Origin of the sequence: Marinilactibacillus piezotolerans (genome assembly GCF_900114235.1) — a bacterium.
GTDB lineage: Bacteria > Bacillota > Bacilli > Lactobacillales > Carnobacteriaceae_A > Marinilactibacillus > Marinilactibacillus piezotolerans.
In genome coordinates, this window is record NZ_FOSJ01000061.1 from 1 (window position 1) to 11,558 (window position 11,558).

General features: G+C 35.9%; 10 protein-coding genes and 3 pseudogenes. 3 read left to right on the forward strand and 10 right to left on the reverse strand.

Annotation, left to right across the window (positions count from 1 at the left end; genetic code table 11):
- From BM212_RS10905 to ehuB, 5 genes are all read right to left on the reverse strand, one after another.
- Positions 1-193, reverse strand: a 193-nt coding sequence (locus tag BM212_RS10905; protein ID WP_483869211.1) for a transposase, incomplete at its 3' end; no start/stop codon positions are given.
- Positions 194-393: 200 nt separating this feature from the next.
- Positions 394-1,179 carry an ectoine/hydroxyectoine ABC transporter ATP-binding protein EhuA gene (gene ehuA, locus BM212_RS10910; protein ID WP_091898526.1) on the reverse strand — a complete coding sequence of 262 codons (786 nt, stop codon included), beginning with the start codon at positions 1,177-1,179 and terminating at the stop codon, positions 394-396.
- Between the two features lie 30 nt (positions 1,180-1,209).
- On the reverse strand, positions 1,210-1,872 hold the full coding sequence (gene ehuD, locus BM212_RS10915) for an ectoine/hydroxyectoine ABC transporter permease subunit EhuD (protein WP_218149715.1): 663 nt from the start codon (positions 1,870-1,872) through the stop codon (positions 1,210-1,212).
- Positions 1,873-2,520 (reverse strand): ectoine/hydroxyectoine ABC transporter permease subunit EhuC, encoded by a 648-nt coding sequence (ehuC, locus tag BM212_RS10920; RefSeq protein ID WP_072693524.1) that lies wholly within the window; start codon positions 2,518-2,520, stop codon positions 1,873-1,875. It abuts the gene before it with no gap.
- A gap of 57 nt (positions 2,521-2,577) precedes the next feature.
- Complete coding sequence (ehuB, locus tag BM212_RS10925) at positions 2,578-3,459, reverse strand: ectoine/hydroxyectoine ABC transporter substrate-binding protein EhuB (RefSeq protein ID WP_072693525.1); 882 nt, start codon at positions 3,457-3,459, stop codon at positions 2,578-2,580.
- Between the two features lie 750 nt (positions 3,460-4,209).
- On the opposite strand from ehuB, the gene BM212_RS10930 reads away from it, so the two are divergent.
- Entirely contained in the window at positions 4,210-5,418 is a 1,209-nt protein-coding gene (locus BM212_RS10930) for a quaternary amine ABC transporter ATP-binding protein (protein ID WP_091898528.1), read from the forward strand.
- Positions 5,408-7,262 (forward strand): annotated as a pseudogene (locus BM212_RS12880) (ABC transporter permease/substrate binding protein). Before BM212_RS10930 ends, BM212_RS12880 begins: the two are co-directional and overlap by 11 nt.
- A 154-nt stretch (positions 7,263-7,416) precedes the next feature.
- Here the strand turns inward: BM212_RS12880 and BM212_RS10945 are convergent.
- From BM212_RS10945 to BM212_RS10965, 5 genes and pseudogenes are all read right to left on the reverse strand, one after another.
- On the reverse strand, positions 7,417-7,848 hold the full coding sequence (locus BM212_RS10945) for a CopY/TcrY family copper transport repressor (protein WP_072693529.1): 432 nt from the start codon (positions 7,846-7,848) through the stop codon (positions 7,417-7,419).
- A 153-nt stretch (positions 7,849-8,001) separates the two neighbouring features.
- Positions 8,002-8,787: a M15 family metallopeptidase gene (locus BM212_RS10950; protein ID WP_245750969.1), complete on the reverse strand. Its 786-nt coding sequence runs from the start codon at positions 8,785-8,787 to the stop codon at positions 8,002-8,004.
- 10 nt (positions 8,788-8,797) lie between these two features.
- Positions 8,798-9,199 (reverse strand): SH3 domain-containing protein, encoded by a 402-nt coding sequence (locus BM212_RS10955; RefSeq protein ID WP_091898536.1) that lies wholly within the window; start codon positions 9,197-9,199, stop codon positions 8,798-8,800.
- A 66-nt stretch (positions 9,200-9,265) separates the two neighbouring features.
- Entirely contained in the window at positions 9,266-9,985 is a 720-nt protein-coding gene (locus BM212_RS10960; RefSeq protein WP_218149716.1) for a TraX family protein, read from the reverse strand.
- Positions 9,986-10,068: 83 nt separating this feature from the next.
- Positions 10,069-11,018 (reverse strand): annotated as a pseudogene (locus BM212_RS10965) (ATP-grasp domain-containing protein).
- A gap of 294 nt (positions 11,019-11,312) precedes the next feature.
- Between BM212_RS10965 and BM212_RS10970 the strand changes: the two are divergent.
- Positions 11,313-11,558: pseudogene (locus BM212_RS10970) on the forward strand (IS21 family transposase); the annotation flags it as partial.

The following is an 11,558-nucleotide window of genomic DNA, read 5'->3' on the forward strand; positions in this document are numbered from 1 at the left end:
CAAATAGTAGCGCTTTGAGTAAAACTTTCGGGTGATAAGCCGGGCGACCAAAGTCGTTTTCAATTAAGTGATATTGCGAGTCATCTAAATCTTCCACAACTTGATGAATAGAGTAGACGATATGATTTTCTGGTAAGTAACAGTTCATTTCTAATGGCAAGGTTGTTTGGTTCATGGTATATTGAGTATACATAAGGAGCACCCTTTCTATGATGTTTTTGTGGTGATTATATTATATCAAAGCCGTGCTCCTTTTGCTTACATAAACAAATAAGATCCACTGAAATCTCAAGTAGATTTTCAGCGGATCTTATTTGTTTGTTAAGACTTTTGTCCCAGCCTCAATTTAGGTTTATGACTCCTTATCTCTCTACCTCTCAAAGCTAAGACTTCTTAAGATTTTTGAGTATTCATGAAACGCTCTAAAAACTCTTTTAATCTCTGCGATTGTGGATTATATAAAATTTCAGAGGGCGGGCCGTCTTCTACTATTTTCCCATCATCAAAAAACGCAATACGATCGGCCACTTCTTTTGCAAAATCCATTTCATGTGTGATTAACAACATAGATGTTTCGCCTTGATCAGCTATGTCTTTAATAACTTCGAGCACTTCTCCTACCAGTTCAGGATCAAGTGCTGAAGTCGGTTCATCAAAAATCAGTACTTTAGGTTCCATGACCAAGGCACGAGCAATAGCCACTCGTTGCTTTTGTCCTCCAGATAATTGTGCCGGGTATGCATCTGCCTTATCCAATAGCCCCACTTTATCTAATATTTCTTTCCCTTGTTTGATTGCTTCTTTTTTCTTTTTTCCTTGTACGGTTATAGGCGCTTCGATTACGTTCTCTAAAACCGTCATATGAGGGAAAAGGTGAAAATGCTGAAAAACCATTCCAATATTTGAACGGACTTTTCGTAAATGTTCTGTACTAGCCGGGCTTAACTCTCCCTTTTCATTTTTTTCATGCCATAAATAATCGCCATCTACTTCAATGGTGCCGTCTGTAATTTCTTCTAAGGTCATTAGTAATCTGGCAAATGTCGTTTTCCCGGATCCGCTTGGTCCAATTAAAGCTACTTTTTCTCCTTGCTGGATTTCAAAATCAATTTTGTCTAGTACCTGTAAATCATCAAAATATTTGGTGACTTTGTTATATTTAACAATAGGCTCTGTCATCGTTTCGTCCTTTCTTTGTATGATACTCGGTTACTGATATCTCTCAGAGATTCTATTCTCTAGGTTTCTTAATAAAAGCGAAGCAGGATAACTCAATGCTAAGAACAGTATCCCAACTATGGTAAATGGTTCCGTGTATCTGAATGTTCCCGCTCCAATATTTTTAGCCGTCTGCAGTATTTCTACTAAGGTAATAGCAGAAAGTAGCGGTGTTTCTTTAAACATTGTAATAAAGTAATTCCCTATTACTGGAAGAACCGGCGGAAAAGCTTGGGGAAGAATAATTCTTGTCCACGTTTTTCTTTTAGTAAAATTCAAAGCTGTGGCAACTTCCCATTGACCTGGATCAACAGATTCTATTCCGCTGCGAAACACTTCTGAAAGGTAGGTACTATAATGTAACCCTAACCCAATTACTCCTGCTACAAAAGGTTCTAACGAAACTCCAAACTCTGGAAAGACGTAAAAGATAAAGAACAGCTGCACTAGTATAGGTGTATTTCTCACAAACGTAACGATTCCTCCTGCAATAGCCGAAACTCCTTTAGAGTCAGAACGAATTAAAAGAGTCCATATTAGTCCAAGTACAAGCGCTAATCCAAATCCTACTATTGTTGCCGTAATCGTTACCCATAGCGCCGAGATAATTTCTGGTAGTATTTCGAATGCATAATCCCAATCCCAAATTCTCATTTACATCCTCCCTTCTGTAAGCTTTCGCTCTAATACTTTCATCCCTTTTGTCATCGGCCATGCAATCACAAAGTAAATCACTAATAAAGCAGTATAGATCTGTGTAGTCTGTAATGTCGTTGCATTCAGTACATCAGCTTGATATGTTAGATCTGTTAGAGTAATCAGCGCTACTAATGATGTACTTTTAAATAATTCAATTAACTGATTCCCAAGATTAGGCAGCATTAGTATGAAGGCTTGCGGTATAATGACTCTGCGCATACGCTGTACTTTGGTCATGTTTAAAGCAATCGTTGCTTCTATCTGACCTTCGTCCACTGATTGGATCCCGCTTCGAACAACTTCCGAAGTATACGCTCCATAATTGAGACCAATTGCTAGAACAGCTGCTGTTACTGCAGAGAGCGTAATTCCAAACATTGGCAATACGTAATATATCCAGAACAGCTGTACCAATAGTGAAGTCCCACGAAACACTTCTACATATATCCCCACTATAAACCGAATAATTTTATTCCGCGAAAGTCTCATTAACCCTCCTGCAAAACCGAGAACCAATGCTAAAATTGCGGAGAGAATAGTCGTTAGTAAAGTAATCCATAGACCCTGACCGAGTAAAGAAATTATAACTTCCCAAAAGTTCATTTTTATGCCACTTCCTTTCATTTATTACTTAATAAATTTTTATATTGGAGAGTATTTTCACTTAATTGCGTCTTCTACTGTAGCATCTCCCGGCAAGTCTTCTTCTGTAAAACCAAATTCTTGAATAATTTCCAGTAATTCACCAGACTCTTTCAACCGTTCTAGTTCTTTGTTAAAAGCCTCAATGAAATCCTGATCAGCTTCACGAAACACTGTAGCACCATAGTTGATTGCTTCTTTGCCATCTATTACTGGCTGTTTAAAATCCTCTACACGTTCAACGCCTTCATCTTGAGCTGTATCAAGTATAGATTGCAGGGAAGGACCTGTTGCAGTAATAGCATCTACTCGCCCTGCTTGCAGCGCCGCCAAAGCAGATGGCATATCTGGAACTGTCGTAACTCTATTTTCAGGTACCCCCACTTCCAATAAATAATCATATTCTACTGTCCCAGAAGGCACAGCAATAACCGCTTGTTCATTTGCTGCAATATCTTCATAAGAAAAAAGTTCCAAGGGATTTCCTTGTTCAACAGCAATAGCTTCTCCAATTGTATACTCTGGATTAGCAAATTCCACATAATCTGCTGAAGCTCTATCAGGTGTAATGAACATTCCTGCTGTTACTAAATCAAATCTTTCCGCTTGCAGTCCAGGTATAAGAGACGCAAATTCCGTTAACACTCCATCAACTTCAGTAACACCTAAATTTTCTAATATTCTTTTCGCTATTTCAACAGAAGAACCTGTTAATTCTCCACTCGCATTCTGATAAGCATATGGTTGCTCATTCGCAAAGCCTACCGTTACAGCTCCTTCTTCTTTTATCCTTTCTAGTGTCGTCTTACTTTGATCATTTCCAAAAATACTGCAACCTTGTAAAAAAAGTAATCCAACCATAAGAAAAAGGCAAAAGTTTCTTTTCTTAACTTTTGTCATCATATTTCCTCCTATTTTATTTAAATCATAAAGAATTTAAACAGTATGCTTTCATTCTTAACGATGTTTCTTCATATATTAATGCAGAAAAATAAAGAGTTATGATTCATTTATTTTAAACATCAATATGGGCGCCTTTACCTTATCAAAGATTTTTTCTTAGAGTCAACTAATCCATCTTTGCTGTATTATTAATATTATACAGGTTAGCAATGTCTATATTCTGTTTTTCAATAATTACATTATTCTTGGTAATATATTTATTTTTTTATGTAATAATTTTAACATTGTTGATAAACGAAAATATTCTTTTACTAAATAATTTCAGTTTCTCTTATAATTGATTTTACAGTAAAATCATTTAAAACCCTTTTCTTTCAACTTGGAACGTCCGTTATTTAATTTATTCCATTAAAGCTTATCCGCTCATATGATCCAAACTATATTACGTGATTTTATCACTTACTTGCGTTACAATATGATTACATACTAAGTATTATTTTCCATTTTCTAATCGAATTCTTAGAAAAGCTTCGCACCAACATATTGAAACGATTACATTTCAAGCTTTTATTTATAATACGGGCAAATCGTTTTACAGTTACCTTATGGTTTGTTACGATTGTAATTGTGCAAAAAAAGGCGCAAAAAGTCATGTTATGTAAACAAAGCCTTTTGTTACAAGCAATAAGTGAAAGTCTAATTCACTATATACAGTAAGAACAATATTATTGAGGAGGTAATGATTTCTTGACTACAAAAGTAGAAGTACAAAATTTAGTTAAAATTTTCGGTAAGAAAGAGCAGCAAGCTCTTGAGTTAATTCATCAAGGAAAACAGAAAGATGAAATTCTACAAAAAACTGGAGCAACTGTCGGTGTTAATCAAGCAAGTTTTGAAGTCCAAGAAGGCGAAATTTTTGTCATCATGGGATTATCTGGTAGTGGTAAATCAACTTTAGTTCGTATGTTAAACAGATTGATCGAACCTACAGAAGGAAACATATTAATTGATGGTGATGATATTTCCAAGATGGAGAAAAACGAACTACGTAAAGTTCGTCGAGAAAAGGTTTCGATGGTCTTCCAGAACTTTGGACTCTTCCCTCATCGTACTATATTAGAAAATACTGAATACGGTTTGGAAGTTCAAGGTATTGATAAAGAAGAACGTCAGAAAAAAGCAGAACAAGCACTGGATAATGCTGGACTTCTTCCATATAAAGACCAGCACCCTAATCAGCTATCTGGAGGTATGCAACAACGAGTTGGTTTAGCTCGTGCCCTTGCTAATGATCCAGAAATCCTATTAATGGATGAAGCCTTCTCAGCACTGGATCCTTTGATCCGTAGAGATATGCAAGATGAATTACTTGAAATGCAAGAAAAAATGCATAAAACAATTATATTCATCACTCATGATCTAAACGAATCACTTAGAATCGGTGACCGTATTGCCATTATGAAAGATGGAGAAGTTGTTCAAGTTGGTACTGGTGAAGAGATATTAACGAATCCTGCAAATGATTACGTAGAACGTTTTGTAGAAGATGTTGATCGCTCTAAAGTACTGACTGCAGAAAACATTATGGCTCGTCCCCAAACTGTACGACTAGGTCAAAGCGGTCCAAGAGTTGCATTGAATCGTATGAGAACGGAAAGCTTATCGAGCTTATTAGTTGTCGGAGAAAACCAAAAACTATTGGGCTATGTGGTAGCTGATGATGCTGCACGCTTAGTTAAAGAAAATATTACTTCTTTGGAATCCATTATCCGTACAGATATCCCTAAAGTTTCAAAAGAAACTTTAATTCATGAATTATATGACGTCATTCATGAAGCACAGACACCTGTAGCTGTGGTCGATGACAACGATAAACTTTTAGGAATCGTTGTTCGTGGATTAGTGATTGGTGCTCTTGCAAAAGAACGAGAGGAGGTAACAATTGATGGAGAATAGTATATTAGACTTTATCCCTCGTGTACCCGTTTCTGAATGGATCTCGAGTATGATTGACTGGTTAACAGATAATTTAGCGTTCCTATTTGGAGCAATCCAAGATGGCGGAACATGGTTTATGGATACAGTAACGGATTTGTTACTTTTAATCCCACCTATTGTATTTATTCTTATAATGGTAGCCCTAGCTTTTTTTGCGACTAAGAAGAAAATTGGATTACCTCTTTTCACATTAATTGGTTTGATTTATATTCAAAACCAAGGGTTATGGGAACCTCTAATGTATACATTTACGTTAGTTATAGTGGCAAGTTTGATTTCAATTATTATTGGTGTACCTGCTGGTATTCTTATGTCGAAAAGTCAAATCGCTAATGCTATTCTTACACCAGTATTAGACTTTATGCAGACAATGCCGGCTTTCGTTTATCTGATTCCTGCTGTAGCATTTTTCGGAATTGGAATGGTACCTGGTGTTTTCTCAGCGGTAATCTTCGCTCTACCACCAACTGTACGATTTACTAACTTAGGTATTCGTCAAGTTTCGGAGGAAATGGTAGAAGCAGCTGAATCATTCGGTAGTACAGGCTCACAGCGTCTATTTAAAGTTGAATTGCCTCTAGCAAAAGCAACTATGATGGCTGGGATTAACCAAACTGTCTTATTAGCATTATCAATGGTCGTTATTGCTTCAATGATCGGTGCTCCAGGACTCGGTGAACGTGTAATCAACGCCTTACAACGTGCTCAAGTTGGACCTGGGTTTGTAGCTGGGCTAGCTTTAGTTGTCCTAGCAATTATCTTAGATAGAATCATGCAAGGATTTAACAAAAAATAATGATCACCATTGAGTGAGGAATATAACTTACTCGTTAAACTCTTTTTATATCACTTAACTTATGAAAAAACATCTTTGTACTCAAAGATGATAAAAACTAAAGGAGAGATTTATTTTGACATTAACATGGAAAAAATTAGGACTAACCGTTGCTTCTGCTTCTGCATTATTCTTAGCAGCTTGTAGCAATGACGCAGACTCAGGTGATTCTGCTGACAGCAATGATGTATCTGGAGAAGTTAATTTAGCTTATGTAGCTTGGGATACTGAGATTGCCTCTACCAATGTTATTGCTACTGTGCTAGAAGATTATGGTTTTGATGCTAAAACAACTCAATTAGACAATGCTATTATGTGGGAAGCTGTAGCTAATGGAGATGCTGATGCAATGGTAGCTGCATGGTTACCTGGAACACACGGCCCACAATTTGAAGAGTATGGCGATAGCATGGATCATTTAGGCACTAACCTTGAAGGGGCTAAAATTGGTTTAGTAGTACCTGAATATATGGACGCGAACTCTATTGCTGATTTAAATGATGAAGCTGACCAAACTATCACTGGTATTGAAGCTGGTGCAGGAGTTGTTGCTGCCGCAGAGCAATCACTTGAAGACTATGACAATCTTGCAGATTGGAATGTGCAAACTTCTTCTTCCGGTGCTATGACAACTCAGTTAAAACAAGCAATTGATAACGAAGAAGATATTGTTATTACTGGATGGTCTCCGCACTGGATGTTCCAATCTTATGATCTTAAATATCTAGAAGATCCTGAAGGCTCATTCGGCGATGCTGAAACAATTGATACTTTCGCCCGTGAAGGATTAGAAGAAGATATGCCAGAAGCATACCAGATTCTAGACAACTTCCAATGGTCTACTGAAGATATGGAAGCTGTTATGTTAGATATTCAAGAAGGTACTGACCCTGAAGATGCTGCTCGTGCTTGGGTTGATGCAAATGAAGATAAAGTAGCAGAATGGACTGACGGAGTAGGAGAATAAAATTCCCCTAAACTTTATTCGGTTTTAATAATACTTTAAAAAGCTGGTAACTCTCTTTTGAGAGTTACCAGCTTTTTTGTTTTTAGTAAAAAAGAGCAGAATCTTAAAGAGTACTTTAAGATTCTGCTCTTTTCAATACACTATGATAATGACATTAACTTAAAGAACAATTACATTGTCCTGGTGTACACTGACACAGAATCACTTCTGGGGCCGATGTTTTTTTCTCTTCCAAAAGTTTCTGCATTTTTTCAATATCTTTTATGCTTACCGTAGTATCTTCTATCATCTGATAAAGAACAGATCCTCTTTTTTTCGAACATACTTGCTGTAATACTTCTTTACTGGATTCTTGTATACATTCCTGCTCAGTAACTTGAGGTGAGTATAAATATTTCCTGCCTTCTTCAATTGTACTTAATTTATTTTTTTTAACTAATCGGCCAATCAGTGTTTTTGTAGTAACTGGTTTCCAATTCATTTTATCTTCTAAAACTTCGCTGATATATTTACTAGTGGTTTGTTTATTTGCCCAAACAACTCTCATGACTTCCCATTCTGAAGCAGTAATTTGATTTTCCTGCATGTTACTTTCTCCTTCTGTTCGGTTAAATACTCCTATTGTTATTAGTTTACATCCGTAAACGAATCAAGTCAAGTTTTGCTTTATTAGTAATAACTTACTTTATACGAAAAATCAGTATATAAGATAACTAAACCTTATATACTGATTGATTTCCTATTCAGTTGTAATGGTTCTAACTTCTTCCCATTTAGGGGGTCGATTCAGACTCTGCGTAATTCGAAACTTCCCTGTTCCTGCTTTTTCCCCTATACTATTCAGAGCGTCTACATCGTTAAAGTGCCACCACTCAGAAGCTAAAGGTGTGAAGCCAGCCTCTGTCATATATTCCTGCAATCGTAAAGCTGGTTCTGTCACGGCACTACTTACTTCCATCTTTTTCCAGCCTTCTTGATCTTTTGATGCAATAGGCTTAGTAAACATGGCTGAATTAATACTTAGTTCATGAAGTGGCGTTTGCATTTCATAGGGTGTATAGTCCAAAACTTTAGGAACATGATAATCTCCGACGATACGTTCTGATAGTTCATCCACTCGGACAAGACTTAGGTCAATAGCTACTCCTCTTTGGTGATTTGAAACATTCGTATTTATAAACCACGTCATGCTCCACGGTTCTTTTGTTATACCCGCTTTAACTACATCGTTACTTTCTGCTAAATCAGCTAACGCTTCATTTACTAACAGTTGAACATCTCGTGGTCTAAATGTTTCATAGACTATTAAAGATTCTCCATTTTGAAGTGCAATTTGTTGAGCATCATATACTTTTTTAGCTGTTTGGTAAAGAATTGGCATTATATATGTCTCTTCATCTAATCTATTATTATAGTCAATCATCTCATATAATGCCTGCCCCGTAAGCTCTGGAATATCCACATAAGATGATTTGAATTGTGCATTGTAACTATTCGTATGATCATAAATGATTGATGGAACCACATCTGGCAAATTAATTAAAGCAAACTGATGTTTTAACTAGCCACCATTCTTCTTTTTCTTCCTGTATTTCGAATGGAGTACCTGCTTTTAGCTTTTCAACTAGTGGAGCCTCGACATTTGGGTCTGTATACATATTTAGTTCAATTGATGTATAACCACCAGCTCCTGTGATTGGTAATTCAAACGGACCTTCCTCGTACCAAATGGGAAACTCTGGAGTTTCAACTTCTGGTTTTTCTGTCAACTCTCCATTTTCTTCATCAGATTGGTCTACAGGAGGTAGCTCCTCTTCTACAGAGTCTTCATCAAGCGCTTGGTTCTGATTAGAACGCACATCTTGTATAATATAGACAATCAGTACAAGCAGTATCACACTAAGCACAGCGATAATAGCTGGTTTTTTATCTCTCAAATCAAAGCTCCTTTATATATTCAATCTTAATGTTTAAATTTCAGGTAATATATTTAGTTGATTTTATCACAAAAAGAATGTACTTAGTAGCAAAAGCAAGACTAAATGAGCCGGGTAAAACCAATAGAATGACCATTTTATAAAGGCATTTCTTTTACCAGGCTGTCTGTTGTATAAATAAAAGAATACAATTGCCATTAAAAATCCGAAGCGGTACGAAACGGCAGCACCGTATTCTTGTATACCCGGCAGTACGTATAGGAAAAATCCAATCGCCACATAAGCAACTACCTTTTTGTCAAACTGGTCTCGAAATACACCAAAACTAACGATCCATAATACCGCTATGTAATTCCAGTTGGCTGTATAGGCTGCTAAACAACAAGCTAAAATAAGCGCTGACTTTGCATATAAGTTCAATTTTTTATGATTCGCTATTGTCAGCGCAATCAGTCCCAAAGTTAAAGACCACATAACACTTGTCGCCTTCCATATACTCAAATTATAGTACAATACATAAGGAAAGTGAGAAATTAATGCAAATAAGAATAGTCTTTTAGTATATGCTTTTTTATTACTTGTGTAGTGATATCCTTCTGCAATCAGATAACAAATCAGTGGTGCAGCAAGTCTTCCAAAAAAATGCACACTCCAATTCAGTGGTGTTCCTTCCGGTATAAAAGCTAATGTGGCATGGTCAAAAAACATGGCAATTATAGCTACGATTTTCAGGACATTTGCATTTACTCCTGTCGAAGCTATACTTAATGATCTGTCACTTTTCAATATAGGCACCCCAATCGATAATTATTACTAATAAGTATTACCAGATTTTATTATTTTCTATAACCATAAAAATTCTCTAAAGTCTAATTACTCGTATTTTCTTGAGCTAGCTTTTTCTTCAAGTAGGATGCAAGCTCCAACATGGCGTATTTATTACTCTCTTGTTCGGCGTCTGGATTGTAATTCGTATTTGTATTAACATCATAGGTATACATTTTCCCTTGTGCATCCCTAATAAACTCTAGTGCAGCTACCTGGATATGATTTTCTGTCAAAAAATTCTGATAGGCTTTTATTTCTAGAGGAGTCAAAAGATTTTCTTTAATTTTAAACTTTACTGGTTGGATAGTTTCCCCCGATTAGTTTCTAATGAATTGGGTATTTGACAATTATCTGCTGGGCACAATTCAAAACTGTCATTAGACTCAATTTCTACACTATAAAAGAATTCGCCTCCTATAAATTCTGCACGAACGATTTTCCCACTTGCTGATTCGATATATTGTTGAACTAAGCTGATTCCATCTATAGAATCTTCAAATTCTACTCCGTTTAGATATTCTGTCAATTCTTCCAATGAGTAAATCAGATGAACCCCCAATCCTTTGCCAGCTCTATTATGTTTAATAATAAACGGCCATTCATTAAGTGTTTTAGCTGCTTGAATAATATTTTGAATACCAACTGCACCAATGGTCTTGGGTGTTAGAATACCTACTTTATTTAAAGCAAAGTATTGTTTTAATTTACTGACTTCTAATTCAATTGCTTCTGGGCCATTTATAACTATTCGTCCATGAAGTTCTAACCAGTTTAAAATGTGATCTGTTAACTCTGGTGCAAATCGATGTCCTCTAGTATGAGAAGAAGCACTCATTCGATTATAATAGATTCCAGGTGGCGGAGTTTCTGATAAGTTAATTAGCCCTTCAGACAAGTCCCATTCTTCGTAGGGCACTTCCAATATTTCTAATCTATCAATTAAATGTTTTGTCCACTCCATATTTTCATGAATAATATAAACTTTATTCATTAAGCATCCCTCAAGTTTATTATTTTATAGTAATCTCTTTCTTACAATTATAAACTAGTTACCATCATACTATTATTCGTGTTTCCAATCTATACTCTTGGCTTTTTGTGATATAAATGGAATGTTTTAACGGACGCAAAAAAGGTTATACTTTTCTATCTTAAAAATCGTATAACCTTTTTTATATGTAAAGAACAGTTATAAAATGTAGGAAAATGACAATGTAAAATTGTTGGTTTTCCTACATTTTTTATATACTCTTCTTATCCCCTATAGAATTGGAGTGGAATAGGAATGAGAAGAGATATCAGAGAAGGAGTGAAAAAACATATGATTGATGGCATAAAGCCCAATTATACTGCGTTAGCGGAACAATACGGATGTGACTATCGTACGGTTAAAGCAGCGTATGAAGAAGCGTTACAAGGTAATAAACCTAAAACAAGGAGGACATATCAGAGTAAATTAGATTCATTCAAACAAATCATAGATACTAAGTTAGAAGATCAATGTACCGCTAAAAGTATCTTCAAATTCATA

Excerpts from the sequence above, each read along its gene's own strand:
- ehuB (WP_072693525.1), bottom strand. The coding sequence starts at position 3,459 with ATGACAAAAGTTAAGAAAAGAAACTTTTGCCTTTTTCTTATGGTTGGA.
- ehuD (WP_218149715.1), bottom strand. The coding sequence starts at position 1,872 with ATGAGAATTTGGGATTGGGATTATGCATTCGAAATACTACCAGAAATT.
- ehuC (WP_072693524.1), bottom strand. The coding sequence starts at position 2,520 with ATGAACTTTTGGGAAGTTATAATTTCTTTACTCGGTCAGGGTCTATGG.
- BM212_RS10945 (WP_072693529.1), bottom strand. The coding sequence starts at position 7,848 with ATGCAGGAAAATCAAATTACTGCTTCAGAATGGGAAGTCATGAGAGTT.
- ehuA (WP_091898526.1), bottom strand. The coding sequence starts at position 1,179 with ATGACAGAGCCTATTGTTAAATATAACAAAGTCACCAAATATTTTGAT.